General features: G+C 70.6%; 30 protein-coding genes, 1 tRNA gene and 1 pseudogene. 17 read left to right on the forward strand and 15 right to left on the reverse strand.

Translation table 11 applies throughout. The features are described from left to right. Nucleotides 1-101 precede the first annotated feature (101 nt). Both AC0682_RS00555 and AC0682_RS00560 read right to left on the reverse strand, forming a co-directional pair. Nucleotides 102-1316: an acyl-CoA dehydrogenase family protein gene (locus tag AC0682_RS00555; RefSeq protein WP_478530251.1), complete on the reverse strand. Its 1215-nt coding sequence runs from the start codon at nt 1314-1316 to the stop codon at nt 102-104. A 6-nt stretch (nt 1317-1322) separates the two neighbouring features. Next, nucleotides 1323-2345 (reverse strand): phosphotransferase family protein, encoded by a 1023-nt coding sequence (locus AC0682_RS00560; protein WP_478530252.1) that lies wholly within the window; start codon nt 2343-2345, stop codon nt 1323-1325. A 324-nt stretch (nt 2346-2669) separates the two neighbouring features. On the opposite strand from AC0682_RS00560, the gene AC0682_RS00565 reads away from it, so the two are divergent. Beyond that, nucleotides 2670-3605: an NADP-dependent oxidoreductase gene (locus AC0682_RS00565; protein ID WP_478530254.1), complete on the forward strand. Its 936-nt coding sequence runs from the start codon at nt 2670-2672 to the stop codon at nt 3603-3605. 59 nt (nt 3606-3664) lie between these two features. Here the strand turns inward: AC0682_RS00565 and AC0682_RS00570 are convergent, their stop codons facing one another. The 3 genes from AC0682_RS00570 to AC0682_RS00580 are packed head-to-tail and all read right to left on the reverse strand — an operon-like array spanning nt 3665 to nt 4950. Further along, complete coding sequence (locus tag AC0682_RS00570; protein WP_478530256.1) at nt 3665-4030, reverse strand: DUF202 domain-containing protein; 366 nt, start codon at nt 4028-4030, stop codon at nt 3665-3667. Then, nucleotides 4027-4422 (reverse strand): YidH family protein, encoded by a 396-nt coding sequence (locus AC0682_RS00575; RefSeq protein WP_254812904.1) that lies wholly within the window; start codon nt 4420-4422, stop codon nt 4027-4029. Before AC0682_RS00575 ends, AC0682_RS00570 begins: the two co-directional genes overlap by 4 nt. Before the next feature lie 18 nt (nt 4423-4440). Next, entirely contained in the window at nt 4441-4950 is a 510-nt protein-coding gene (locus tag AC0682_RS00580) for an NUDIX domain-containing protein (protein ID WP_478530257.1), read from the reverse strand. Between the two features lie 130 nt (nt 4951-5080). Here AC0682_RS00580 and AC0682_RS00585 point away from each other — a divergent pair, with 130 nt between their 5' ends. Then, entirely contained in the window at nt 5081-6733 is a 1653-nt protein-coding gene (locus AC0682_RS00585) for an FAD-binding dehydrogenase (RefSeq protein WP_478530258.1), read from the forward strand. Between the two features lie 48 nt (nt 6734-6781). Here the strand turns inward: AC0682_RS00585 and AC0682_RS00590 are convergent, their stop codons facing one another. Further along, nucleotides 6782-7225: an ASCH domain-containing protein gene (locus AC0682_RS00590; RefSeq protein WP_478530260.1), complete on the reverse strand. Its 444-nt coding sequence runs from the start codon at nt 7223-7225 to the stop codon at nt 6782-6784. A gap of 202 nt (nt 7226-7427) precedes the next feature. On the opposite strand from AC0682_RS00590, the gene AC0682_RS00595 reads away from it, so the two are divergent. Further along, nucleotides 7428-8399 carry a hypothetical protein gene (locus tag AC0682_RS00595; RefSeq protein ID WP_478530262.1) on the forward strand — a complete coding sequence of 324 codons (972 nt, stop codon included), beginning with the start codon at nt 7428-7430 and terminating at the stop codon, nt 8397-8399. A gap of 78 nt (nt 8400-8477) precedes the next feature. Next, a complete protein-coding gene (locus AC0682_RS00600) occupies nt 8478-10058 on the forward strand; it encodes an APC family permease (RefSeq protein ID WP_478530264.1) in 1581 nt (526 codons plus the stop codon). Nucleotides 10059-10169: 111 nt separating this feature from the next. On the opposite strand, the pseudogene AC0682_RS00605 reads toward AC0682_RS00600, so the two are convergent. Both AC0682_RS00605 and AC0682_RS00610 read right to left on the reverse strand, forming a co-directional pair. Further along, nucleotides 10170-11566: pseudogene (locus tag AC0682_RS00605) on the reverse strand (GntP family permease). A gap of 11 nt (nt 11567-11577) precedes the next feature. After that, nucleotides 11578-12087, reverse strand: coding sequence for a gluconokinase (locus AC0682_RS00610; protein ID WP_028419962.1), 510 nt, complete (start codon nt 12085-12087; stop codon nt 11578-11580). Nucleotides 12088-12226: 139 nt separating this feature from the next. Here AC0682_RS00610 and AC0682_RS00615 point away from each other — a divergent pair, with 139 nt between their 5' ends. The 3 genes from AC0682_RS00615 (at nt 12227) to AC0682_RS00625 (ending at nt 14713) form a co-directional block, all read left to right on the forward strand. Next, nucleotides 12227-12928 (forward strand): FadR/GntR family transcriptional regulator, encoded by a 702-nt coding sequence (locus tag AC0682_RS00615; RefSeq protein ID WP_478530265.1) that lies wholly within the window; start codon nt 12227-12229, stop codon nt 12926-12928. 70 nt (nt 12929-12998) lie between these two features. Then, on the forward strand, nt 12999-14084 hold the full coding sequence (locus AC0682_RS00620) for an S-(hydroxymethyl)mycothiol dehydrogenase (protein WP_478530267.1): 1086 nt from the start codon (nt 12999-13001) through the stop codon (nt 14082-14084). Beyond that, nucleotides 14084-14713: an MBL fold metallo-hydrolase gene (locus AC0682_RS00625; protein ID WP_478530269.1), complete on the forward strand. Its 630-nt coding sequence runs from the start codon at nt 14084-14086 to the stop codon at nt 14711-14713. The genes AC0682_RS00620 and AC0682_RS00625 overlap by 1 nt, the downstream gene beginning before the upstream one ends. Nucleotides 14714-14754: 41 nt before the next feature. On the opposite strand, the gene AC0682_RS00630 is transcribed toward AC0682_RS00625, so the two are convergent. From AC0682_RS00630 to AC0682_RS00645, 4 genes are all read right to left on the reverse strand, one after another. Next, nucleotides 14755-15693 carry an RluA family pseudouridine synthase gene (locus tag AC0682_RS00630; protein ID WP_478530271.1) on the reverse strand — a complete coding sequence of 313 codons (939 nt, stop codon included), beginning with the start codon at nt 15691-15693 and terminating at the stop codon, nt 14755-14757. A 279-nt stretch (nt 15694-15972) separates the two neighbouring features. After that, on the reverse strand, nt 15973-16821 hold the full coding sequence (locus tag AC0682_RS00635; RefSeq protein WP_478530273.1) for a helix-turn-helix domain-containing protein: 849 nt from the start codon (nt 16819-16821) through the stop codon (nt 15973-15975). A 14-nt stretch (nt 16822-16835) separates the two neighbouring features. Further along, complete coding sequence (locus tag AC0682_RS00640) at nt 16836-17351, reverse strand: DUF6879 family protein (protein WP_096627865.1); 516 nt, start codon at nt 17349-17351, stop codon at nt 16836-16838. Continuing rightward, entirely contained in the window at nt 17323-17577 is a 255-nt protein-coding gene (locus AC0682_RS00645) for a hypothetical protein (RefSeq protein WP_478530275.1), read from the reverse strand. The genes AC0682_RS00640 and AC0682_RS00645 overlap by 29 nt, the downstream gene beginning before the upstream one ends. A gap of 394 nt (nt 17578-17971) precedes the next feature. On the opposite strand from AC0682_RS00645, the gene AC0682_RS00650 reads away from it, so the two are divergent. From AC0682_RS00650 to AC0682_RS00660, 3 genes are all read left to right on the forward strand, one after another. Continuing rightward, a complete protein-coding gene (locus AC0682_RS00650) occupies nt 17972-18190 on the forward strand; it encodes a hypothetical protein (protein ID WP_257002234.1) in 219 nt (72 codons plus the stop codon). Between the two features lie 54 nt (nt 18191-18244). After that, nucleotides 18245-18469 (forward strand): DUF397 domain-containing protein, encoded by a 225-nt coding sequence (locus AC0682_RS00655; RefSeq protein WP_478530277.1) that lies wholly within the window; start codon nt 18245-18247, stop codon nt 18467-18469. 80 nt (nt 18470-18549) lie between these two features. Beyond that, nucleotides 18550-19017 (forward strand): hypothetical protein, encoded by a 468-nt coding sequence (locus tag AC0682_RS00660; RefSeq protein ID WP_478530279.1) that lies wholly within the window; start codon nt 18550-18552, stop codon nt 19015-19017. 68 nt (nt 19018-19085) lie between these two features. Here the strand turns inward: AC0682_RS00660 and AC0682_RS00665 are convergent, their stop codons facing one another. After that, nucleotides 19086-19481, reverse strand: coding sequence for a hypothetical protein (locus AC0682_RS00665; protein ID WP_478530281.1), 396 nt, complete (start codon nt 19479-19481; stop codon nt 19086-19088). Nucleotides 19482-19850: 369 nt separating this feature from the next. On the opposite strand from AC0682_RS00665, the gene AC0682_RS00670 reads away from it, so the two are divergent. The 3 genes from AC0682_RS00670 (at nt 19851) to AC0682_RS00680 (ending at nt 21465) form a co-directional block, all read left to right on the forward strand. After that, on the forward strand, nt 19851-20609 hold the full coding sequence (locus tag AC0682_RS00670) for a transposase family protein (RefSeq protein WP_478530283.1): 759 nt from the start codon (nt 19851-19853) through the stop codon (nt 20607-20609). 319 nt (nt 20610-20928) lie between these two features. Next, nucleotides 20929-21114, forward strand: a complete 186-nt coding sequence (locus AC0682_RS00675; protein ID WP_478530285.1) for a hypothetical protein — start codon at nt 20929-20931, stop codon at nt 21112-21114. 36 nt (nt 21115-21150) lie between these two features. Next, nucleotides 21151-21465 (forward strand): hypothetical protein, encoded by a 315-nt coding sequence (locus AC0682_RS00680; protein ID WP_478530287.1) that lies wholly within the window; start codon nt 21151-21153, stop codon nt 21463-21465. A gap of 88 nt (nt 21466-21553) precedes the next feature. On the opposite strand, the gene AC0682_RS00685 is transcribed toward AC0682_RS00680, so the two are convergent. Next, nucleotides 21554-21641: transfer RNA gene (locus AC0682_RS00685), tRNA-Leu, on the reverse strand. A gap of 183 nt (nt 21642-21824) precedes the next feature. On the opposite strand from AC0682_RS00685, the gene AC0682_RS00690 reads away from it, so the two are divergent. The 3 genes from AC0682_RS00690 (at nt 21825) to AC0682_RS00700 (ending at nt 24469) form a co-directional block, all read left to right on the forward strand. Beyond that, nucleotides 21825-23159, forward strand: a complete 1335-nt coding sequence (locus tag AC0682_RS00690) for a M20/M25/M40 family metallo-hydrolase (RefSeq protein ID WP_254812907.1) — start codon at nt 21825-21827, stop codon at nt 23157-23159. A 142-nt stretch (nt 23160-23301) separates the two neighbouring features. Continuing rightward, on the forward strand, nt 23302-23535 hold the full coding sequence (gene chpH / locus AC0682_RS00695; RefSeq protein ID WP_018487920.1) for a chaplin ChpH: 234 nt from the start codon (nt 23302-23304) through the stop codon (nt 23533-23535). A 139-nt stretch (nt 23536-23674) separates the two neighbouring features. Then, nucleotides 23675-24469, forward strand: coding sequence for a chaplin (locus AC0682_RS00700; protein ID WP_478530289.1), 795 nt, complete (start codon nt 23675-23677; stop codon nt 24467-24469). 133 nt (nt 24470-24602) lie between these two features. Here the strand turns inward: AC0682_RS00700 and AC0682_RS00705 are convergent, their stop codons facing one another. Then, nucleotides 24603-24791 carry a DUF5703 family protein gene (locus tag AC0682_RS00705; protein ID WP_026237501.1) on the reverse strand — a complete coding sequence of 63 codons (189 nt, stop codon included), beginning with the start codon at nt 24789-24791 and terminating at the stop codon, nt 24603-24605. A 47-nt stretch (nt 24792-24838) separates the two neighbouring features. Between AC0682_RS00705 and AC0682_RS00710 the strand changes: the two genes are divergently transcribed. Continuing rightward, entirely contained in the window at nt 24839-25501 is a 663-nt protein-coding gene (locus AC0682_RS00710; protein ID WP_478530292.1) for a hypothetical protein, read from the forward strand. Nucleotides 25502-25634 lie beyond the last annotated feature (133 nt).

A 25634-nucleotide genomic window follows, 5' to 3' on the forward strand; every position in this document is an offset into this window, starting at 1 on the left:
GCCGACCAGACTGAAACCAAACATCTCATACCCCTCCCCTCTCCTCGTGCCCCCCCCCCCCCCCCCCCCCCCCCCCCCCCCCCCCCCCCCCCACCCCGCTCTCACCCGTACTTCTTGACCTCCCGCCGGGCCAGCGACCGCTGGTGCACCTCGTCCGGGCCGTCCGCCAGCCGCAGCGTCCGCGCCGCCGCCCACAGCTCCGCCAACGGGAAGTCCTGGCTCACCCCGCCCGCCCCGTGCAGCTGCACCGCCGAGTCCAGGATGTCCACCACCGCACGCGGGGTGGCGATCTTGATGGCCTGGATCTCCGTGTGCGCTCCCTTGTTGCCCACGGTGTCCATCAGCCAGGCCGTCTTCAGTACCAGCAGCCGCAACTGCTCCACCGTCACCCGGGCGTCCGCGATCCAGTTCTGCACGACTCCCTGCGCGGCCAGCGGCTTGCCGAACGCCGTACGGTCCACCGCCCGGCGGCACATCAGCTCGATGGCCCGCTCCGCCATCCCGATCAGCCGCATGCAGTGGTGGATCCGCCCCGGCCCCAGCCGCGCCTGCGCGATGGCGAACCCGCCGCCCTCCTCGCCGACCAGGTTGGCCACCGGCACCCGGACGTCGTGGAAGACCACCTCCGCATGGCCGCCGTGGGAGTGGTCCTCGTAGCCGTACACCCGCATCGCCCGCCGCACCTCGACTCCCGGCGTGTCGCGCGGCACCAGGATCATCGACTGCTGGCGGCGGAGGTCCGAGCCGTCCGGGTCGGTCTTGCCCATCACGATGAAGACCGCGCAGTCGGGGTTCATCGCCCCGGAGATGTACCACTTGCGCCCGTTGACGACGTACTCGTCGCCGTCCCGGATCATCCGCGTCTCGATGTTCGTCGCGTCCGAGGACGCCACCTCCGGCTCCGTCATCGCGAACGCGGAACGGATCTCCCCGGCGAGCAGCGGCTCCAGCCACCGCTTCTTCTGCTCCTCCGTGCCGAACTGGAACAGCACCTCCATGTTCCCGGTGTCCGGCGCCGCGCAGTTCGTGGCGGTCGGCGCGAGGTGCGGGGAGCGGCCGGTGATCTCCGCGAGCGGCGCGTACTGGAGGTTCGTCAGCCCGGCCCCGTACGCCGCGTCCGGCAGGAAGAGGTTCCACAGCCCCCGCTGCCGCGCCTTCGCCTTCAGCTCCCCGACGACCGCGGGCGTCTCCCACGGCGAGGCGAGCAGCGCCCGCTGCTCCTCCGCGACCGGCTCGGCCGGATACACGTGCTCGTCCATGAAGGCCAGCAGCCGGGAGCGCAGCTCCTCGGTACGGGCGTCGAATGCGAAGTCCATGGGTGGTCAGCCTTCCTGGAGGGTGGTGAGGCCGTGCTCGATGAAGACCGGGACCAGTTCACCGATCCGGTCGAAGCCCGCGCCGACGGTCTGGCCGAGGGTGTAGCGGTAGTGGATGCCCTCCAGGATCACGGCGAGCTTGAACCAGGCGAACGCGGTGTACCAGGAGATGGCGGAGGTGTCCCGGCCCGACCCGGCGGCGTACCGCTCGATCAGCTCGGCGGGGGAGGGGTGCCCGGCGGCGCCGCTGGTGGTGGAGACGGGGGAGTGCGGCAGACCGAGGTCGGAGCTGTACATCACCAGCAGCCCGAGGTCGGTCAGCGGGTCGCCCAGCGTGGACATCTCCCAGTCCAGGACGGCGTTGATCCGCTCGTCGGGGCCGAGCAGCACGTTGTCCAGGCGGTAGTCGCCGTGGACGACCGTGGGCGCGGGCGACGCGGGCAGTTCGCGGCCGAGCGAGGCGTGCAGCTCGTCGATGCCGGCCAGTTCCCGGTCGCGGGAGGCGTCCAGCTGCTTGCCCCAGCGCCGCAACTGCCGGTCCAGGAACCCGTCGGGCCGCCCGAAGTCCCCGAGCCCGACCGCCTCCGGGTCCACCGCGTGCAGGTCGACCAGGGTGTCGACGAGGGCGAGGACGGCGGCCCGGGTGCGCTCGGGGCCCAGCGGGGCGAGCTGTTCGGCGGTGCGGTACGGAACGCCCTCGACGTGCTCCATGACGTAGAAGGGCGCACCGAGGACGGTCTCGTCCTCGCAGAGCAGCACCGGCTCCGGCACGGGGACGGCGGTGGGGTGCAGGGCGCTGATCACCCGGTGCTCGCGCTTCATGTCGTGAGCGGTGGCCAGCACATGGCCCAGCGGCGGCCTGCGGACCACCCACCGTCCCGCCCCGTCGGTGACGGTGTACGTGAGGTTGGACCGCCCGCCCTCGATCAGCCGCGCCTGGAGCGGCCCGCGCACCAGTCCGGGGCGCTCACGGTCGAGATGGCCGCGCAGCAGCTCGGGGTCGAGACCTGGTGGGGCGACGGGGCTCATGGGGCGTACCTCCGGGGCGGTGGGCCGAGCGAGTGGGACCGAGCGAAGGGGACGGTCGGTGACCATGATGCCGACCAGTCGGTATGTCGTCCAGTGTGCTCCCGCGATCGGGCGCCGGCGGGCGCGTCCGCACCCTGGTGACGGATCCCGTCCCCGAGGGGAGTTCACCGATGTGTGCCGGCCGGGCCGTCGCGGAGTCCCGCCTCGCCCGGCCCTCGTGGCCGACCCGTCCCGCCCGGGCACCCGGGGCGTCCGCGCCGAGGAGGGGGGATCCTCCGTCCGCCCTGAGTTGCGCACACCCTGACCTGCGCCGAAGGTCGAGGGATGAAGGCGATCAGCTACAGCGCGTACGGCCCGGCCGATGTCCTGGAGTACGGCGAGCGGCCCGACCCCAAGGTCGGCCCCGACTCGGTCCTGGTGAAGGTGCGGGCCGCAGCCGTCAACCCGGTCGACTGGAAGGCCCGCGAGGGCTACCTCCAGAGCGGCATCGAAGCCGTCTTCCCGGTGGTCCCCGGTTGGGACGTCTCCGGGGTGGTCGTCCAACCGGGCGTCGCCGTCGAGGAGTTCGCGGTGGGGGATGAGGTGATCGGCTACGTCCGGGAGGACTTCCTCTCCCGCGGTACGTTCGCGGAGTACGTCGCCGCCCCGGTACGCACCCTCGCCCGCAAACCGCTCAGCCTGAGCTTCGAGGAGGCCGCCGGACTGCCGCTGGCCGGGCTCACCGCGTACCAGGTGCTGCACCGCACCCTGAAGATCCGCGGCGGCGACACCGTCCTGGTCCACGCGGCGGCGGGCGGGGTCGGCTCCGTCGCCGTGCAGATCGCCCGCCACGAGGGGTGCCGGGTCGTCGGCACCGCGAGCGAGCGCAACCACGACTACGTACGCGGCCTGGGCGGCGAGCCCGTCGCGTACGGGGAAGGGCTTGGCGGCCGACTGCGGGAGCTGGCCCCCGACGGCTTCGACGCGGCCTTCGACACCGTGGGCGGGGAGGCGCTGAGGGTCTCGGCCGAGACCCTCGCCGAGGGCGGCCGGCTCGCCTCGATCGCGGACAGCGAGGTGTTCTCGTACGGCGGTCGCTACGCCTTCGTCCGTCCCGACGCGGCCGACCTGGCCCAGCTCGCGGAACTGGCCGAACAGGGCATCGTCACCGTCCACGTGGACCGGGTCTTCCCCCTGGAGCAGGCGGCCGAGGCGTACCGTCTCAACCAGGAGGGACGTACCCGGGGCAAGATCGTCGTCACGGTGGACTGGGACGTCTGAGAGGGGACGGGCCGCCGGGTTCGCACCAGCGGGGCGGGGCCCGGAGCGGCGTGGCGTGCTCAGAGCAGCATGGCCACCGCGAACGCCGCGAACGCCGCCGTGCACAGCGCCGCCGCCAGCACCCCGCGCGGCGCGAGCGGCTCCGGCCGGGCGACGCCCAGGCGCCGCATCCTGCGGTGGGCCGCCGCCAGGAAGCCCAGCCAGGCCAGAGCGACCAGCGCCGCCGCGACCAGCGCGGCCGGGGTCGCCCCGCTGAGCAGCGCCTGCCGCCCGGCGAGCAGCGCCACCACCGTGGCGGAGAGCGTCGTACGCCGCCACGCGAGCCGGGTCCGCTCGGGCTGGAGCCCGGGATCCCGGTCCCCGCCTCCTCCGCCCCGGCCGCCGCTCCTGTCCCCGCCCCCGTCCCCGTCCCGTACGACCCTCACCGGCTCTCCCAGCCGAAGAGGACCACCACCACCATCGCGACGGCCACCACCGCGACCACCAGGCTGAGCACCGTCGGGAAGCGGGAGACCGGCAGATCCTCCCCGCGCCGCATCGCCCGCTCGCACCGCACCCAGTGGTTGACCGCCCGCAACGCGCACAGGACACCGGCGCCGATCAGCCCGAGAGCGAGCCCCGCCCGGACGCCCCAGGCCAGGTCGGGCAGGAACTGGTCCACGGCGAAGCCGCCGCCGATCAGGGCCAGGGCCGTTCTGATCCAGGCGAGGAACGTGCGCTCGTTGGCCAGGGAGAACCGGTAGTCGGGGGTGGCCCCCTCCTCCCGGACCCGCTGCGGCGCGAACCACAGGCGTACGCTCTGCACGATCTTGTTCACACAGGGCACCCTACGAGGTCACAGCGCCCGGAACTCCGCCAGCCGCCGGTACGCCTCCACCCCGTCCGGCACCCACAGCCACTCACCGAGCCGCTCCTCCAGCTCTGCCCCGCCCAGGAAGGCGTGCCAGGCGACCTCCTCGACCTGCGGCGAGACCGGAAGCTCGCACCGCACCTGGTAGACCGCCGACCACCAGGAGTGCTTCCCGCCGGTGTAGAGGAACCGGAACAGCGGTTCGGGCGTCGGCAGCCCCGAGACCCCCAGCTCCTCCTCCGCCTCCCGCAGCGCCGCCTCGTCGTAGGACTCGCCCGCGCCCACCACCCCGCCGACGAACATGTCGTAGTACGAGGGGAAGAGCAGCTTGGTGGCGGTCCGGCGGTGGACGAAGACCCGCCCCTCGGCGTCCCGCGCCTCGATGAAGACGCAGCGGTGGCGCAGGCCCCGGGCGGTCGCCTCCCCGCGTGGGGCCTGCCCGACGACCTCGTCGTTCTCGTCGACGATGTCCAGGATCTCGTCAGAAGGCGTCATGCGTTTCATCCAACAGCACCCGGGTGGTTGACGTGGCAGCGGCCGGTACCCAAGATCTGACGCACGGGTAACTTGCCACCCGGCCGAGCCTTCCCGGGCTTCCGTGAGCCTCCCCGACAGGATGGAACCCATGGCGTACGACGCTGATGTGATCGTGATCGGGGCAGGGCTCGCCGGACTCGTCGCCACCGCCGAACTGGTCGACGCGGGCCGTTCCGTGATCCTCCTCGACCAGGAGCCCGAGCAGTCGATCGGCGGGCAGGCCCACTGGTCCTTCGGCGGCCTCTTCCTCGTCGACTCGCCCGAACAACGCCGGCTGCGGATCAAGGACAGCCGCGAGCTGGCCCTCCAGGACTGGTACGGCACCGCCGGATTCGACCGCGAGGAGGACCACTGGCCCAAGAAGTGGGCCGAGGCGTACGTCGACTTCGCAGCCGGTGAGAAGCGCTCCTGGCTCCACCGGCAGGGACTGCGGATCTTCCCGGTGGTCGGCTGGGCGGAGCGCGGCGGCTACGACGCGACCGGCCACGGCAACTCCGTACCCCGCTTCCACATCACCTGGGGCACCGGCCCCGGCGTGGTCGCCCCCTTCGAGCGGCGGGTCCGCGAGGGCGTCGCCCGGGGGCTCGTCCGACCGCGGTTCCGCCACCGCGTCACCGGTCTCGCCCGCACCGCCGGGGCGCTGGACACGGTGACCGGCGAGATCCTGGCGCCGAGCGCGGCCGAGCGCGGCACCGCCAGCAGCCGGGAGGTCACCGGCGCCTTCGAGCTGAAGGCGCAGGCAGTGATCGTCGCTTCCGGAGGCATCGGCGGCAATCACGAGCTGGTCCGCGCCCAGTGGCCCGAGCGGCTCGGCACCCCGCCCCAGAAGCTGCTCTCCGGGGTCCCCGCCCATGTCGACGGCCTGATGCTGGGCATCGCCGAGGAGGCGGGCGCCCACCACATCAACCGCGACCGGATGTGGCACTACACCGAGGGCATCGAGAACTGGAACCCGATCTGGGCCAAGCACGCCATCCGCATCCTGCCCGGCCCCTCCTCCCTCTGGCTCGACGCCCGGGGCAAGCGGCTGCCGGTCCCGCTCTTCCCCGGCTTCGACACGCTCGGCACCCTCGAGCACATCATGAAGTCGGGCCACGGCTACACCTGGTTCGTGCTCAACCAGCGCATCATCGGCAAGGAGTTCGCCCTCTCCGGCTCCGAGCAGAACCCCGACCTGACGGGCAGGTCGGTACGGGACGTGATCGGCCGGGCCCGCGCGGACGTGCCCGCACCGGTCAAGGCGTTCATGGACCACGGGGCGGACTTCGTCGTGGAGAAGGACCTCGACGCCCTGGTCCGGGGCATGAACGCGATCACCGGCGACGGTCTGATCGACGCGGCCGACCTGCGCCGCGAGATCACCGCCCGCGACCGCGAGATCGCCAACCCCTTCACCAAGGACCTCCAGGTCACCGCCATCCACGGGGCCCGCGCCTACCTGGGCGACCGCCTCATCCGTACGGCGAAGCCGCACCGCATCCTGGACCCGGCGGCGGGCCCGCTCATCGCCGTACGGCTCAACATCCTGACCCGCAAGTCCCTGGGCGGCCTGGAGACGGACCTGTCCTCCCGGGTCCTCACCGCCGACGGCACCCCACTGCCCGGCCTGTACGCGGCGGGCGAGGCAGCGGGCTTCGGCGGCGGCGGGATCCACGGCTACCGCTCCCTGGAGGGCACGTTCCTCGGCGGCTGCGTCTTCTCGGGCCGGGCAGCGGGCAGGGCGGCGGCGCGGGCACTGTGAGCCCCTCCGGCGATTGAGGAGCGGGGGCCGGGGCAGCGCCCCGGATGGTCAGGACGAGGCCCCGCCCCCGTCCAACCGCTCCACCACCCGAAACCGCTCCGCCACGATCAGCGTCGCGTCGTCCACGGTGAACGACGGATCCCCCATCGCCTCCCGCATCTCCTCCCCGTGCCAGAACGCCTCGTGCCCCGCACGCCATTCGGCCACCGACCGGTACCCCTCGCCCTCGTCCAGCGCATGGCGCAGATCGACCTCTCCCAGCGGCAGCACCCGCACGTCGGTCACCTCGACCACCGCCACCTCCCGCCCCTGCGAATCGATCAGCGCAGACCGCTCGCCCACCGGCGGAAGCTCCTCCCGCTCCAGCTCGTACTCGGCCAACAGCCCGGAGGTGGACACCTTTTCACCGGAGAGGACCGCAGCCACCAGCCGGTCGCGCAGCGGACCGGGGAAGGCGAGAAGGAAGGGTTTCAGAGGTTCACGAGGCTCCATACGCCCAGTGTGTCAGGCGTCACCCCGAGCCCGCCCACCCCGCCGCGCGCTGCGCGAACACCACGCCGACCCGGTGAGTTCCGGCCAACTCTCTATGCGTGAAGCAGAGTTGGTGTAGACCTCCTCTTGACTTGGAGCGCCCCCTACCGCTTTGCTGTGCGCGATCATCCGCTCGCACACCGCGTCGAAAGAAGTCTGCGGCATGTCCCCGCCTCCGCCGCCCTCGGGCCGCTCCCGCCGCCGGGGCGGCCGCTCGGACCACGCCTTGGACCCGGCCCTGGGCGACATCGAACTCATCGACGCCCGCACCCAGTTCACCCAGGGGCGGTGGGGCGAGGCCCGTGCCCTGCTGGTGGCGACCGGCACGGACTGGGACCGCCGGGGGCACCGCTTCCTCTGCCTCGCGGAGATCCCCTCCGCCGCGGACTGGGCCGGCGACTGGCTGCTCGCCGAACCCGAGAGCGCCGACGCCGCCACCCTCCTCGGCTGCGCCCGCGCCGTACGGGCCTTGCGCCCCAAGGCCAAGGCCGACGAGGTGGCCCGCGCCCGGCAGGCGTGTCTCGCCGCCGCCCGCCTCACCCCCGAGGACCCCACCCCGTGGCTCGCCCTGCTCCTCCTGGACCGGGGCCGTGAGGGCGGCGGTGACGAGACCGGCCGACTCTTCGAGGAGGTCCGCTCCCGCCACCCCGAGCACCACCACGCCCACCACGTGATGACCGCGCAACTGGCCGAGAGCCGCCCCGACAGCGGCCAGGACCCGCTCCACGAGGTGTACGACTTCGCCGCCTGGGCCGCCGAACAGGCCCCGGCCGACTCACCGCTCGCCGTCCTCCCGGTGGTCGCCCACGCCGAGCGCTACCGCGTCCTCGTGGCGGCGGGCAGCGAGCCGGACGACCCCGTCGCCTCCGGGCACTGGTCGGGGCGGCGGGCCCGGCAGGTGATGAAGACCGCCTTCGACTGGTGGCTGGAGTGGGAGCGCGAGGACCACCCCCGCCACCGGGTCGACCTCAACTTCCTGGCCCACGCCAAGGTCTGCGAGGGCCGGACCGCCGAGGCCGCCGCCCTCTTCCACCGCATCGGCCCGTACGCCACGGCCGCGCCCTGGTCCTACGCGGGCCAGGACCCGTACGCCGCGTTCACCGCCGCCCGCGACCACGCACTAGGCGCGCCCTGACGCACGCGCCCACCCGGCCACGCGTGCCGAGCACCAATCGACCGCGCACCGAAGACCGAAGAAGGGATCACCCCCGCCATGTCGACGGGCAGTTCATCTCCAGGCAGGACCCGGCAGACCGGCACCCCCCGGCAGACCGGCGACACCGGCGGGATCAACACCTACAAGGGGGAGGCGCGCGCCCTGCGCGCCGACCGCCTCGGCACCCTGGGCCTGCTCCTCTCCGTGCTCGCCGCCAGCGCCCCCCTGATGGTGGTCGCGGGGGTGATGCCCACGGTCTTCGGCGTGATGGGCATCGTCGGACAGCCCCTCCTCTTCGTCACCCTCGGCGCCGTCCTGATGCTGTTCAGCGTCGGCTACGCGGAGATGAGCCGACACGTCCACAACGCCGGCGCCTTCTACGCGTACATCGCCCGGGGCCTCGGCCCGACCGCCGGTGCCGGTGCCTCGCTCGTGGCCCTGGTGGCGTACAGCGCGATGCAGGTCGGCATCTACGGGATCCTCGGCTTCGAGGTCTCCGTCATCCTCTCCACGTACGCCGGTATCGACGTGCAGTGGTGGATACCCGCGCTGATCGCGGTGGTCGTCGTCGGCGTCCTCGGCTGGCTGAAGATCGACCTCAACGCCAAGGTGCTCGGGGTCCTGCTGGTCATCGAATGCGTGCTCGTCGTGGTCTTCGACATCGCCGCCGTCTCCGAGCCGGGCCCGGAGGGGCTCTCGTTCCAGGCGTTCAACCCCGAGACCCTCACCGGGGCCGGGCTCTCCACCGCGCTCTGCTTCTGCATCGCCGCGTTCGTCGGCTTCGAGCAGGCGCCCGTCTACGCGGAGGAGACGAGCCGCCCGCAGATCGTGGTCTCCCGGGTGATGTTCCTCGCCGTGGGATACGCGGCGGTCTTCCTCGCCCTCAGCTCCTGGGCCCTGACCGTGGCGGTCGGACCGGCCTCCGTCGCGGACACCTCCCTGAAGGAGGGCCCGGGCATGCTCTTCGGCCTCACCGAGACCCGGCTCGGCTCCACCTTCACCGACGTCCTGCACATCCTCTTCGTCACCGGCATCTTCGCGGCGCTCCTCAGCTTCCACAACGTGGTCGCCCGCTACGGCTTCGCGATGGGCCGCGAGGGGCTGCTGCCCGCCCGCTTCGGCCGCACCAACCGGGCGAGCGGCGCCCCCGGCACCGGCTCGCTGCTCCAGTCCGCCATCTCCGTGGTGATCGTCCTGGCCTTCGCCCTCAGCGACGACAACCACGTCGGTGACCCCACCGTCCCCGTCCTGCGCCTCTTCACCTGGATGGGCAACGTGGGCGCGCTCGGCGTGATCCTGCTGATGGCCGCCGCCTCGTTCGCCGTCATCGCGTTCTTCGTCAAGCGCGGTGCGGGCCGGGTGCAGGCCCCGCGTCTGGTCTGCTCCGCACTCGCCGGGGTCGCGCTGCTGTCGATCGCCGTCTTCACCGTCCGCGACTTCGACGTCCTCGTGGGCTCCGGCCCGGGTTCGGTCCTCAACTGGCTGCTGCCCGGCGTGATCGTCCTCGCCCTCGCGGGCGGCCTGGTCTACGGGGCGGTGCTGCGCAGGGTCAGGCCCGAGGTGCACGCCCGGATCGGGCTGGGCAACGAGGCGTTCCAGCTGGAGAAGGCGGCCGGGAGCGAGTCGGGCCACCGCTGACCACGCCGTACGTACGCGGAAGGAGCCGCCCGCCCCGGCCGCGTACGCGAAAGGAAGCGCCCGCCCCGGTACGGCACCGGGGCGGGCGTTCTCGCGTACGTACGGAAGCGGCTACAGCAGCAACGACAGCGGCAGGATGAAGCCTATGGCCACCACGGAGATGATGGTCTCCATCACCGACCAGGTCTTCACGGTCTGCCCGACGTCCATCCCGAAGTACTCCTTCACCAGCCAGAACCCGGCGTCGTTCACATGGCTGAAGAAGAGCGAACCGGCCCCGATGGCCAGCACCAGCAGAGCCGCGTGCGAGGTCGACATGTCGGCCGCGAGCGGGGCGACCAAACCGGCGGCGGAGATGGTGGCGACGGTGGCCGAGCCGGTGGCGAGGCGGATCGCGACGGCGATGAGCCAGCCGAGCAGCAGGGCGGGGATCGACCAGTCCTCGGAGACGTCCAGGATCATCCGGCCCACCCCGGCGTCGATCAGCGTCTGCTTGAAGCCGCCGCCCGCGCCGACGATCATCAGGATGCCCGCGATCGGGGCGAGCGACTTCTCCACGGTCCCGGCGAGCCTGCCCCGGGTGAACCCGGCGGCCCGGCCGAGGGTGACCATGCCCAGCAGCACGGCGGCGAGCAGTGCGATCATCGGCGAACCGATCACGTCCGTCACCCGCTGGAAACCGTTCTCCGGGTCGTCGACGACGATCGCGACCAGGGCCTTGAGCAGCATCAGCACGACCGGCAGCAGGATCGTCACCAGGGTGGCGCCGAAGCTCGGACGGCGGTCCAGCTCCTCGGAGGGGCGCTGCGGGATCATCTTCTCCGGCGGCTCGATGTCCACCCAGCGCGCGGCGTAGCGCGAGAAGACCGGACCGGAGATGATCACGGTCGGGACGGCGACCAGCACACCGAGCGCCAGCGTCACCCCGAGGTCGGCGTCCAGGGCGTCGATCGCGACCAGCGGGCCGGGGTGCGGCGGGATCAGCCCGTGCATCACGGAGAGCCCGGCCAGCGCCGGGATGCCGATCCGCATCAGGGAGAAGCCGCCGCGCTTGGCGACGAGCAGCACCACCGGGATCATCAGCACGATCCCGACCTCGAAGAAGAGCGGCAGCCCGATGATCGAGGCGATGAGGACCATCGCCCACGGCATGGCCCCCGGCTCGCCTTCGCCAGGATGGTGTCGACGATCTGGTCCGCCCCGCCCGAGTCCGCGAGCAGCTTGCCCAGGATGGCGCCGAGCGCGATGAGGACGCCCACGCTCGCGACGGTGGAGCCGAGGCCCGCGGTGAAGCTGGCGATCGTGTCGGCCGGTGCCGCCCCCGCGAAGGAGCCGAGCGCCAGCGAACCGACGGTCAGCGCCAGGAACGCGTGCATCTTGAGCTTGGTGATCAGGAGAACGATGACGGCGATGCCGGCCAGGACGGCGATGCCCAGCTGCGCGTTGCCTGCCGAAGTGATCGTTTCGGCGGCGTCCGCTGCCAGCATCTCGACGCTGAGACTGGTCACGGTGGTGGTCCTTAGGTGTCGAGCCGACGCAGCGCGGCGACGGCTCGCTGGGTGATTTCCGTAGGGGTGCCGGACACGTCGACATCCACCCCGGCCTCGTCGGCCTGGAGCGGCTGCAACGTCGCGAACTGGGAGTCGAGCAGCGCGGTGGGCATGAAGTGGCCCTTGCGGTCCGCCATCCGCTCCTCGATCAGCGCCCGGTCGCCGGTCAGATGCAGGAACAGCGCGTCGGGCGCCCCGGCCCGCAGCCGGTCGCGGTACGACCGCTTCAGCGCCGAGCTGGAGACCACCCCGCCGAGCCCCGCCCGCCCGCGCGCCCACTCACCGATGGCATCGAGCCACGGCCACCGGTCGTCGTCGTCCAGGGGGGTACCGGCCGACATCTTCTCGATGTTGGCCGGGGGGTGGAAGTCGTCGCCCTCGGCGTACGGAACGCCGAGTTCGGCGGCGAGCAGGGGACCGATCGTGGTCTTGCCGGTTCCTGCTACGCCCATCACCACGACGACGTGGGGGGTGCTCATGGGGTGCCTCGCTGTCTCGCTGTCGTCTTCGACATCGGTCCGTCGCGCTACTGAAACCTATTAGGTACGACTTATTCAAGAGTCTGTGACGCATACGTCGTACTTTTTGTTGCCGAGGGCCGCCCCGTAGGCTTGGCCCATGACCACACAGAGCCAGGGGCTGCATACACATGTGCTGGACGCCCTGGGTCTGGAGATCACCTCCGGCCAGTGCCCGCCCGGCAGCGTCCTACGCACCGACGAGCTGGCCCAGCGCTTCGACGTCTCCCGTACGGTCGTCCGCGAAGTGGTCCGGGTCCTGGAGTCCATGCAGCTGGTCGAGTCCCGCCGCCGGGTCGGGGTGACCGTCCGTCCCACCGAGACGTGGAACGTCTACGACCCCCGGGTCATCCGCTGGCGCCTGGCCGGCGCCGACCGCCCCCGCCAGCTCCGCTCCCTCACGGTCCTGCGCTCCGCCATCGAGCCGGTCGCGGCGGGCCTCGCCGCCCGCCACGCGAGCGCCGGGCAGTGCGCCGAGCTGACCGAACGCGCCCTCGGCATGGTCGCCACCTCCCGGGGCCAGCAGCTGGAGGCCTACCTCGAACACGACATCGCCTTCCACCGGATCGTCCTCAACGCCTCCGGCAACGAGATGTTCGCCCGCCTCGGGGACGTGGTCGCGGAGGTCCTGGCGGGCCGCACCCACCACCAGGTGATGTTCGAGGACCCCGACCCCGCCGCCGTCACCCTCCACGTCCGCCTCGCGGAAGCGGTCCGCGAGGGCGACCCGGAAGCGGCCGAGCGCATCACCAAGGAGATCGCGGTCGGCGCCCTGCACGAACTGGACGTCCTCGCTCCTTAGACGAGGGCCCCGAGGCGTACGGTGGTCCGCGTCGATCTTCGCGCAGCGCGGGAGCAGGGAGAGCAGGGCTATGCCACAGCAGGTGCAAGCGGTCATCGCACCGGGGAAGAACGAGCCGGTGCGGGTCGAGACGATCGTCATCCCCGACCCCGGCCCCGGAGAGGCCGTCGTGCAGATCCAGGCGTGCGGCGTCTGCCACACCGACCTGCACTACAAGCAGGGCGGGATCAACGACGAGTTCCCCTTCCTCCTCGGCCACGAGGCGGCGGGCGTGGTGGAGTCGGTCGGCGAGGGCGTCACGGATGTCGCCCCCGGCGACTTCGTCATCCTCAACTGGCGTGCCGTGTGCGGGCAGTGTCGCGCCTGTCTGCGCGGCCGCCCCTGGTACTGCTTCGACACCCACAACGCCAAGCAGAAGATGACGCTGCTCGACGGCACGGAGCTGTCGCCCGCCCTCGGTATCGGCGCCTTCGCGGAGAAGACGCTGGTCGCCTCCGGCCAGTGCACCAAGGTCGACCCCGAGGTCGCCCCCGAGGTGGCCGGACTCCTCGGCTGCGGCGTGATGGCGGGCATCGGCGCCGCCATCAACACCGGCCGGGTCGGCCGGGGCGACTCGGTCGCCGTCATCGGCTGCGGCGGCGTCGGTGACGCGGCCGTCGCCGGCTCCCGGCTCGCCGGAGCGGCGAAGATCATCGCGGTCGACATCGACGACCGCAAGCTGGAGACGGCGAGGGCGATGGGCGCCACCCACACCGTCAACTCCCGCACCAGCGACCCCGTCGAGGCGATCCGCGCCCTCACCGACGGCAACGGCGCCGACGTCGTCATCGAGGCCGTCGGCCGCCCCGAGACGTACGAACAGGCCTTCTACGCCCGCGACCTGGCCGGAACGGTGGTCCTCGTCGGCGTCCCCACCCCGGACATGAAGCTCGAACTCCCGCTCCTGGACGTCTTCGGCCGCGGCGGCTCGCTCAAGTCCTCCTGGTACGGCGACTGCCTGCCCTCCCGCGACTTCCCGATGCTCGTCGACCTCCACCAGCAGGGCCGTCTCGACCTCGCCGCCTTCGTCACCGAGACCATCGGCCTGGGCGATGTCGAGCAGGCCTTCGCCCGCATGCACGACGGCGACGTCCTCCGCTCGGTGGTGGTGTTCTGATGGCCGCCCGCATCGACCACCTGGTCACCTCCGGCACCTTCGCCCTCGACGGCGGCGAGTGGGACGTCGACAACAACGTCTGGATCGTCGGCGACGACACCGAGGCGATCGTCATCGACGCCGCCCACGACGCCACCGCCATCGGGACCGCGCTCGGCGGCCGTACGCTGCGCGCCATCGTCTGCACCCACGCGCACAACGACCACATCGACGCCGCGCCCGCCCTCGCGGAGGCCACCGGCGCCCCGATCCTGCTCCACCCGGCCGACCGCGAGCTGTGGCAGCAGACCCACCCGGACCGCGCCCCCGACGCCGAACTGACCGACGGCCAGGAACTCACCGTCGCCGGCACGACCCTCACCGTCCTGCACACCCCCGGCCACGCCCCCGGCGCGGTCTGCCTGTACGCCCCCGAGCTGGCCACGGTCTTCACCGGGGACACGCTCTTCCAGGGCGGACCGGGCGCCACCGGCCGTTCCTTCTCGTCGTTCCCCACGATCATCGACTCGATCCGGGACCGGCTGCTCACGCTCCCGGGCGACACCGCGGTCCGCACGGGCCACGGCGACCCCACCACGATCGGCGCCGAGGCCCCGCAGCTCGACGACTGGATCAAGCGCGGCCACTGAACACGGCCCCTCAGGCACACGGCCACCGAGAAGGCAGAGCCTCACCCCTCCGGCCAGGCGGAGAGCCGCAGCCCGCTCACGAAGCGGCGCGGCTCCCCGCTGACCGGATCGGTGAACTCCAGCCGCCGCGCCAGCAACTGCAACGGCCGGTCCCAGTCCTTTCCGGCCCCCTCCGGCTCCACCACCGGATAGAGCGGATCGTGGACGATCGGCACCCCCAGCGCGTTCATATGGACCCGCAGCTGATGGGTCCGCCCGGTGGCGGGCACCAGCCGATAGCGCCCCAGCGCACCCCGGTGTTCCACCAGCTCCACATGGCTCTCGCTGTTCGCCTCGCCCGACTCCTCCCGGGCGGCGAGCACCCCGCGCTCCTTCACGATCCGGCTCCGTACGGTCCGCGGGAGGACCAGCTCCGGGTCGTACGGGGCCACCGCCTCGTACTCCTTGCGCACCAGCCGGTCCCGGAACAGCGTCTGGTACGCGCCCCGCTCCTCGGGCCGCACCACGAAGAGCACCAGCCCCGCCGTCAGCCGGTCCAGCCGGTGCGCGGGCTGGAGCGTCGGCACTCCCAGCTCCCGCCGCAGCCGGGCCACCGCGGTCTGGGTGATGTGCCGCCCCCGGGGCGTGGTGGCCAGGAAGTGCGGCTTGTCCGCGACCACGAGATGCGCGTCCCGGTACACGATCCCGATGGGGAAAGGCACCGGCTCCTCGGCCGCGAAGTCCCGGTGGAACCAGAGCGACGACCCGGCGGCATACGGCTCACCGCCCCGCACCGGCACTCCGTCGGCCCCCACGAACCGCCCCTCACCGAGCATCGCCGCCACCCGCTCGGCCCCGATCGCCCCGCCGAACCGCGCGACCAGATACTCCCCGACCGTGCCCCGGACCCCGTCCGGATCCTCCGGCAACCGGACCCGCACGGCATCGATCCCGTCCCGCTGGGGGAGGGGCCCGGCGGACGCCCTCCTGCGGCCCCTCATCCTCGCCCCTCTCCCGCCTCCGGCCCGTGACGCAAAAGAGCCCCACCGAAGTGGGGCTCCTGCTGGTGTCCGAGGGGGGACTTGAACTCTCCACTCGGGCACCAGCCCACTAGTCCTGTGACCTGCGAGGATACCAGCGATAGGGCACAGAGTTGACAGTCTTGGTTGGTCATGCTTCCCCCCTGTTTCCTGCTGTTTCGGACCGCTGTTGGTCATACGTTGGTCACGTGGCCAACCGGTCCAGCTCCGAGCAGTAGAGCCTCCTGCTGGCCGCCGGACTCAGTCCAGGGACGCCAACGCACCCGCTATGAGAGACCGTGCAGCTGCTCCCCGCACAGCTTCCTGTGAGAGCCGTTCGAAGGCTCTGGCGTACAGCTCGACCTGGCTGGGCTGCGTGAGGGTGGAAGCAGCGTCCAGACTGTCCGCGTGCACCCTGGTGTCATCGAAGATCGTGAAGGTGGGCATGGGCCACACGGTCCGTTGTGCTGAGAACGGGACGATACCCACGGCGACGTTCTGGAGATCCATAACCCCGAGCAGGTGGCCAAGCTGTGCCGCCATGGTTTCGGCGCCGCACAGCCGGTACCGCAACACCGACTCCTCCAGGACGAACGAGAACCGGCGTACGCCGTTGCTCAGCACCGCGTTACGCCTTATGCGGGCCGCCACAGCATCACTCACGTCGTTGGGGGTTCCCCGGAAGTCCGCGATGGACGACAGAAGGGCAGCGGCGTATCCGGGCGTCTGGAGGAATCCGGGGATCACGTCGGAAACGTAGATCCGAAACGTTTTGGTTTGTTGGTACAGATCCCCGGTGGACTCTTGCAGGCGACGGAGACCGCTCCGCTGGAGCCCTCTCCACTGCACATGAGCATTGGCGGACTGCCTGTTTGCCGCGATCAAGTCAGGGGTCTGATCGTCGGCGGAGCAGGCCCGGCACCACGCCCTGATGTCCGCGTCCGAGGGAGGGGTCTTCGCGTTCTCAATCCGGGACGACTTTGACTCGGACCAGCCGCACCTGACAGCCAGCTCCCGCCCGCTGATCCCCGCATCCTTCCGGATTTCGCGCAGACGGCCGGCGAGGTCTTCGCGGGCCTTCTGGACGCTTGAAGAGGGGTGTGGGGGCATGGAGCTGGCCTTCGTCAGATCTCGTACAGGTGGTGCGGGATCGCTCGCTCCCAGACCGCTTCGAAGGCGTGGGAGCACAGCTTCACGGTTTCCGGGTCCGCAGTGATCTCGTCTTCCACCACCACGCCGTCACCCGAGAAGTGGTGCACTCGGAGAAGCGCACCATCGAACAGCCAGAAGTCATTCCCCGGAAGGGGGATGCTCGTGGTCTGTCGTCGCGGCAGCCACCGGACCTCCTCGCCCGCAGTGACGTTGGCGTGAGTGACGTAGTGCTCCCAGCGGATGTACTCCGATACGGGCTCGGAGATCACCCGGGCCCGGCGGATCGCCACGCCCCGGGCCACGGTGTCCGTGATCAACTGGTCATAGGGGTGCCACCAGGATTCGCGGTCCTCCCAATTGATCCGCTCGCCCCGCTTCCATGCCTCGAACCGGTCCGTCGGGGCGTAGGAGTCTCGCAGCTCCAGGTGGACGGCAGACCGCTCACACTGGCCAAGCAGCTCAGCGAAGCTGGGCGCGCTCGACGGCATCACATGCCTCCCTGATCATCGGGATCATTCGGGCCGGAATCCTGACGATGGCTTCGCTGTCGGGTACCGGGCCGTTCGCGGGGCTGCTCTCCTCGCACTCCGCCTGGGTCTCGGGGCTCGGCTTCCATCCCTGCAACAAGATCTCCTGAGCTTCCGCGTCCGCCCACACGGTGGGGCAGTGGTCCCGGTCGGTGTTGGGGTCGATACCGACAAACTCTACGGCCATGGCTGGCTCCCTGGTCTAGGTGCTTGCTCGGGCTTGCATGAGCTTGGCTGAGCAGCAGAGACAGCGTCAATAGTGCTACCAGCCAAGCAAATTGCCGTGCAAGCCCATGCAAGTTCGTGGAGCCCACGACTGCTCACTTCCTAGGGTCCTTCCATCGACTTCGGAAGCGATCGGGAGGGCGCGGCGTGATGAAGACGGAACCGAATCGGTGGCACGAACCAACGGTGGCGCTGCCTATGCGAAAGGAACGCCCCTCGCCCCGACCCGTACCGGGTTGCCCCGAGTGCGCGCGGTTGGGGCAGCTCCGGAAGGCCGCTGAGATGGAACGGGACGGTTCGACCGTTACTGACTGCAACATCTTGCTGCGGATGCACGGGACCGGGCACTGATGGACATGCAGACCTGGAGAGACGGCCGGACGCGAGCCACTGACGCCGCCGAATCAATCCGGGCGGCCCTGGCAGCCCTCGGTATCCCCGAGAGCGCGTGGAGCGGCATACGGCCCACCGTCACCCACAACGGCCACGCGTACGTGCACCTGGGGATGCTCCCCGCCGACGTGGTCGAGCAGATAGCCGAAGCCATGAGGGTCACAAAGGCTTCCGTCCGTTAGGGGCGGGGGACGGCCCTGTGTGGGGCCGTCAAGCAGATCAGGAAGGGCACGACGATGACCGACCTGTACGGGCTTTCCATCGAGGGAGCCGAGTTCTCGAAGGCGTGCGGCGGCAGCACGCACCCGGACGGTGAGGCGTGCGTGACGCTCGCCAAGATCGGCCCGGACGCGTGGGCCATGGGTGACAGCAAGCGGCCGAGTGCTGAGCCGCTGCGGTTCACCACGGCGGAGCTGGACGCGGCGGGCATCGACCCCGCGCGGTTCGACCTCTCCGCCTGATCCCTGAGCACCACCTGACTGACGGCCCCGCCCACACGCCGACGGGCGGGGCCGTCGCCATTGCCCGAAACGGAGCGGCAATGCACCACCACGGTTACGCATGGGTCGGAGAGAAGAAGGCGTTCGACAACGAGAGCATCCGGCGACCGCCGCCGGAGCACGCCCCGCCCGTGGGAATCGAGGAGGCGTTGAGGGAGCGCTACCGAAATGCGGTGGCCGACTTCCCGGCAACGGGCGTTCCTCCGATTCAGACAGCTCACTGGCTGATGAAACCGGCCTCCATGGTGCGGGGGACGTGGGAGGAACCGAAGGAAGCTGGGGAATGGCTCGGCCTCCAACTTGCGGAGTTCGCACCCCGGTTCGCATCGGAAGCGGATCGGGAAGTGATTCGGCTGGTCCTTCTCGTGAAGGCTGCTGTGGAACGGCTGACCTGGGGCGGGGACGTGTCCTTGGGGCACTACCTGAACGGAACTGTCTTCCATTCGGTCGCACTGGTGACGTGCTCCCCGAACCGTTCCAGTCCGGAACTGCCCTGCCCGCTGGGGTAGTCGAAGCAACGAGAACATGAAAAAATCCCCGGCTGATGGGCCGGGGCTTGCTTGGTTTGTTCGAGCGGTCAGAGCAGCGCGCGGAACGGGTTGGAATCGGAATCCGGAGTGGCGGGCCGCTTCACCGGTACGGCCACGGGGACGTGCTTCGGGGGCGTGCGGTAGGCGTCCATCTGGACGACCGTGGCGCGCTTCCCGTTACGCTCCGCGCTGGCCGGCTGACGGGTGGGAGCCTCGTTCGGCTGCTCTGTGTGAACGGGAGTGTCACCGCGGAGCGTGAAAACGGTGGCCGGCCGGCCCGTCTTCCCCGACCGTTCCACGGTGACGACGATTCCGGGCAGAGCCTTGACCTCTTCTGCGGTGGCCCCGACGTACGGAAGGATCTGCGAAGACGTTGCCCGCCCGCCATGCATCTCGATCCGGGCCCGGACCTTGTCCGCGAGGCTGAGCGGTTGCCGCTTCACCTTCGGAGCGTCGGCCCCCTTGTTGATCCGGACCGCGTCTTGGACGGAGCGGCGTACGAGTGTGAAGGCGGCCGACAGGATCTCTTGCGTGATGGTCTCGGAGCACTCGGAGGCTGCCAGGCTGGCCGCGACCCTGAGTGTCTGCTCTGCGGTGCGCTCGATGAACGCGGCCTGCCCTTCGGGCAGGGTCTCGCCCAGGATGCGGGCGTATCGGCGGACGATCCGCCACAGCGGGCGGGCGTCCTCGGAGAGAGTGAGCCTTTTCCAAGCTGGCGGTGTTGACCACGAGTTGGACGGTCCTGCGTAACGACGAAGCTCCTGGTAGATGGGTTCTCGACCAAGATCACCCGTGTCCGCCAGGAGCTTCGTGTGCTTGTCTACCCGTCGTCGATCGATCTGTCCACCCGCACCCTGCGGTCCCTGACCGGGCAACTGACAGCCAGGCGGAGGGAGATCGGCACGCGGTGGCGGCAGCTTCCCGCAGCGAGACAGGCTCTGCTGGCCCTGGCCCACCCGCGGTGCGGTGACACCTACGCACAGCTCGCGGCCGGTTTCGGTATCGGGATCGCGACCGCCTTCCGCTACATACGCGAGGCCGTCGACATCCTGGCCACCCTCGCCCCGTCCCCGGCCGAGGCGATCAAGGCGATCCGGGCGAAGGCGTTCGTCATCCTCGACGGCACCCTGCTGCCGATCGACCGGATCGCCGCCGACACCCCGTACTACTCCGGGAAACACAAACGCCACGGCATGAACGTCCAGGTCCTCACCGACCCCTTCGGACGACTGCTCCGGGCCTCGCCCGCGCTACCCGGCTCCACTCACGACCTCACCGCCGCGCGACAGCACGGGATCATCGAAGCCCTCGCTGAAGCGGGACTCAAATGCTGGGCTGACAAGGCGTATCAAGGTGCCGGCGGAACCGTCCGAGTCCCGTCTCGGGGCCGCCGTCTCAAGCGATGGAAGCGCCGTCACAACACCACCCACGCCAAGATCCGCTGCCTCGGCGAGCAGGCCATGGCCACCCTCAAGGGCTGGCGCCTCCTACGGAAGCTCCGCTGCAGCACCAACCGCATCACCGACGTGGTGAAGGCCGTCCTCATCCTTCACCACCACGCGTCAGCCTGAAGTTGGAAAGAGCTCAATTTTGCGGCACTCGAAGCATGATCCGGATTCGTGCCGCTGCCCGTCGCCCCACGGTTCCGCCGTTCCTCTACCTGCCAATCCGGCGGCGACGGCGCACCCGCCCACCGCCCGGCAGATCCGAGCCCAAGAGCAGAAGTACCCCACCCTGGACGACGGGCAGACGGCTCGGTTCCTGGCGACGGTATGGGAGCCGTGCGGCAACCGGGCCTGTGACGGCGGCCTGACTCACCACTGCCTCCGGGACGCCCCGCTGTGGACGGTCTACGCCGCAACCGGCGTCCGCCGCAGTGAGGCCCTGGGCATGAAGTGGTCCCTCGTGAACTGGGATGAGGGCTCCATTGAACTGGCCTGGGTCGTGGTGGAGGAGGGGAATGCCTACCGGCTTCGGAAGCTGACCAAGGACGGCGACGACAACGCCGTCATCTACGTGGACCAGTCCGTGATCAACGTCCTCAAGTGGCAGAAGCAGCGACAAGACGAGGAGTGAAAGCGGCTCGGCCCCACCTGGACGGATCACGACCTCGTGTTCGCCCGAGACGGCTTCAGGCTCTACCGGGGCGAGGCAGGCGGACCCCAGGACCCCGAGAAGGTGTCGGCCCGCTGGCGCACCCTGCGGACGCGGCTGCACCTGCCGGAGGACTTCCGGATTCACGACTGGCGGCACAGCGAGGTCACGAACGACCTGGAGGCCGGGGAGAACCCAGTAGAAGTCTCGGCGAACGTCCGGCACCACTCGCCGGGCTACACCATGGCCCGGTACGGGCACTCACGTAAGGATGGAGCGCGGAAGCTCGCCGCCTCCGGAGCGGGCCGACTCGGCCTGTCATCCCTGGTCTGACCTGGGGAATCTCTCGGCTGTTGGTCACGTGGTTGGTCACGCCACAGCCTGGAAAAGCAAAAAACCCCTGATCAACAGGGGTCTTAGCTGGTGTCCGAGGGGGGACTTGAACCCCCACGCCCGATAAAGGGCACTAGCACCTCAAGCTAGCGCGTCTGCCATTCCGCCACCCGGACAAGGTGTCTGTCTCGCGGGCCTCGCCCGTTCCGACGTGGAAAACCATAGCAAACATTCGAGGGTGCTCGATCACGCCCCGACGGCTGTGAACGGTGCGTGACGGGGGATGCACGCCCTTGGGCGGGGGACGCGGGCGCGGGAGGATGGGGAGGAGCACCACAGCGACAGCGGAAGGAAGCAGCGTGAGCGAGAGCAGCACGGGCAAGGCCGTCGGCGTCGGGGACGCCGAGAGGGAGGTCGTGGACCTCTGTCGTGACCTGATCCGGATCGACACCAGCAACTACGGCGACCACTCGGGCCCCGGTGAGCGGCTCGCCGCCGAGTACGTGGCGGAGAAGCTCGCCGAGGTGGGTCTGGAGCCGCAGATCTTCGAGTCGCACAAGGGCCGCGCCTCCACCGTCGCGCGCATCGAGGGCGAGGACCCCTCCCGGCCCGCCCTGCTCATCCACGGGCACACCGACGTGGTCCCGGCCAACGCGGCCGACTGGACGCACGACCCGTTCTCCGGGGAGATCGCGGACGGCTGTGTCTGGGGCCGGGGCGCCGTGGACATGAAGGACATGGACGCGATGACCCTCGCGGTCGTACGGGAGCGGATGCGCACCGGCCGCAAGCCCCCGCGCGACATCGTGCTGGCCTTCCTCGCGGACGAGGAGGCGGGCGGGACGTACGGGGCGCGCTATCTGGTCGACAACCACCCGGGTCTCTTCGAGGGCGTCAACGAGGCGATCAGCGAGGTCGGCGGGTTCTCGTTCACCGTCAACGAGAAGCTGCGGCTGTATCTGGTGGAGACGGCCCAGAAGGGCATGCACTGGATGAAGCTCACCGTGGACGGCTCGGCCGGGCACGGTTCGATGATCCACAAGGACAACGCCATCACCGAGCTGTCCGAGGCGGTCGGGCGGCTGGGGCGGCACAAGTTCCCGGTGCGGGTCACCAAGACGCTGCGGCACTTCCTGGACGAGCTGTCGGACGCGCTCGGCACCGAGCTTGACCCGGAGAACATGGACGAGACGCTCGCCAGGCTCGGCGGCATCGCCAAGCTCATCGGCGCCTCTCTCCAGAACACCGCCAACCCCACCCAGCTCGGCGCGGGCTACAAGGTCAACGTGATCCCGGGCCAGGCCACCGCCCATGTCGACGGCCGGTTCCTGCCGGGGTACGAGGAGGAGTTCCTGGCGGACCTGGACCGGATCCTGGGCCCCCGGGTGAAGCGCGAGGACGTGCACGCGGACAAGGCGCTGGAGACCACCTTCGACGGTGCCCTCGTCGACGCCATGCAGACCGCGCTGGTGGCCGAGGACCCGATCGCCCGTGCCGTGCCGTACATGCTCTCGGCCGGCACCGACGCCAAGTCCTTCGACGACCTGGGCATCCGGGGCTTCGGCTTCGCCCCGCTGAAGCTGCCCCCGGAGCTGGACTTCGCCGGGATGTTCCACGGCGTCGACGAGCGCGTCCCGGTCGAGGGTCTGCAGTTCGGCGTACGGGTGCTCGACCGGTTCATCGACCACAGCTGACCGGCCCCGTGCGCAATTCGCCCGCCTGTACGTAGGTGACCGAAAGGGTGAATCGCGCCGTTCACACGTAGCTCCGCTCCCCCCTCCTCGTTACAAGGTTTGCGGTCCGCGGCTGGGACCGCATTTCCAACTAGGAGGAATAATGATCAAGAAGGTCGTCGCAGTTGCGGCTGCCACCGGTGGCCTCGTTCTCGCCGGTGCGGGCATGGCCTCCGCCGACGCGGGCGCCCAGGGTGCGGCCATCGGCAGCCCCGGCGTGCTCTCCGGCAACGTCGTCCAGGTCCCGATCCACGTGCCGGTGAACGTCTGCGGCAACACGGTCTCCGTGATCGGGCTGCTGAACCCCGCCTTCGGCAACACCTGCGTCAACGCGTGACGTTGTGCGTCAACCCGTAAGGGTTTGAGCTCGGCCGGTCCCGGAGTGCGTGCCATGCACTCCGGGACCGTTCGGCATTCGGCTCCCGCACGGTCATGTCCGGGGGTTTTTCGGAAGGCAGAAGGCAGGAAACGAACCTATGCGACAGGTCACTCGTAAAGGCCTGATCACCATGGCGGCGGCGGGCGGGGTCCTCGCGCTCAGTGGCGGCTACGCCCACGCCGACGCCGGTGCGGCCTCGACGGCCACCGGCTCACCGGGCGTGCTGTCCGGGAACTCGGTCTCGGTCCCGATCGACATCCCGGTGAACGTCTGCGGCAACTCGGTCACCGTCGGCGGTCTCATCAACCCGACGTTCGGAAACGACTGCGAGAACGGATCGGCGGCGTCGAGCCAGGGCTCCGGAACGCAGAACCGTATCGGCGGCGGCTCCGCCGACGGGGCCCAGGCCGGCAACGCGGCCCAGGCCGGGGACATCACCGCCACCGACCGGACCGGCGAGCCCGGCACGGGCCGTCACCGGGCGGGCGGGGCCGGTGCGGAAGGGGTCGCGCAGGGCTCGCCCGGCATCCTCTCCGGCAACGCGGTCCAGGCACCGGTCAGCGTCCCCGTGAACGTCTGCGGCAACAGCGTCTCCGTCGTCGGGCTGCTCAACCCGACCTTCGGCAACAGCTGCTCCAACGACGCCACGCCCCCTCCGCCGCCCCCGACGCCGGAGGAGCCGCAGAAGCCCCCGGTCACGCCAGAGACGCCGGTCGACCCGCCGGCCGACCAGCCGCCCGAGCCGAATGTGCCCGCGCCCCAGCTGGACCCGGAGGAGCAGCTCGCCCAGACCGGCGCCGGCGGCGTGGAGATGCTCATCCCGGCCAGTGCCGGACTGATGCTGGCCGGCCTGGGATCGGTGCTCTACCGCCGCTCCCGCAGCGCCGCCTGACCCGGGCGCGTACGCCGGGAACAGCGGTACGGACAGCAGAGAGCAGGCGAACACGGACGGGCCCCGCGATCCGCAGGGCCCGTTCCCGTGTCATCCGTCGGTGGACGCCCGTGTCACCGGACGGCCGGTGGCGTCACCAGGTGGCTCGCAGCTGACGGATGATCCGCCGTCGCAACCGGACTCTCCGGCTGCCGTCCAGGCGCAGCGTCAGGCGGTCCAGTTCCCAGTGTCCGTACTCGGCGTGGTCGGTCAGGATTCGGGCCGCTTCCTGGCGGGTGACCCCGCGCGGCACGTACACGTCGACAAATTCGTATTCCGGCATCGCATCTATTGTGCGGGCAGAGCCCCGGTACGGATAGCGTCTGCACTATGTCTGATGCTGCGCAGCCCACCGCTGCCGAGGTACGTGCCGCCGCCGAGGCGGTCAAAGCCGCGATCGACCGTCACCTCGATGCGGTCGAACGCCGTACCGGGGACGACGACCCCGCCGTCTACGAGGCGTTCAACTCACTGGCCGCCGCTGCCGAGGTCTACGACGAACTCCTCTACGAGCGCTACGACGAGGTCACCCCCTTCGAGATCCCCGGCGCGGACGACTCCCTGCCGCCCTACGCCGGACCCGCCGAACCCAGCGCGCTGAGCGTGCTCATCCGGCGCGACTACGCGGTCGCGGAACCTCAGCGGCTGCTCTCCCAGGCACAGCGCCTCGCCGACATCGACGAAGGACCCGGCGCGAACGGCTCCACCACCCCGGTGGTGGGCACCAGCGTCCATGCCGCGCTCGGCATGCTCTTCGGGGAGTACGAACCCGACGAGATCGCCTCCCGGCACAAGGAGTTCGGCCTGGAGGAGGGCGACTCCACCCTCTGGGTCTCCGCCGTCAAGGCGCTCCCGGAGCCGGGGGAGTGGCTCGGCGCCCCCTTCGAGGACGCCGACCCCGAGTTGGTGGTGTGCCGCTTCGACGTCAGCGCCGTCTTCGACGAGGAGGAGCCGGACGAGGAGTCGGACGAGCCGGCGGCCGGCCGCGCATGACCTGACACACGGCGTACGGCTGTGGGGGGGGGGGGGGGGGGGGGGGGGGGGGGGGGGGGGGGGGGGGGGGGGGGGGGGGCGGGGAGGGGGGGGGGGGGGTGGGGGGGGGGCGGGGGGGGGGGGGGGGGGGGTG

It is taken from the genome of Streptomyces sp. NPDC043746 (assembly GCF_056436485.1).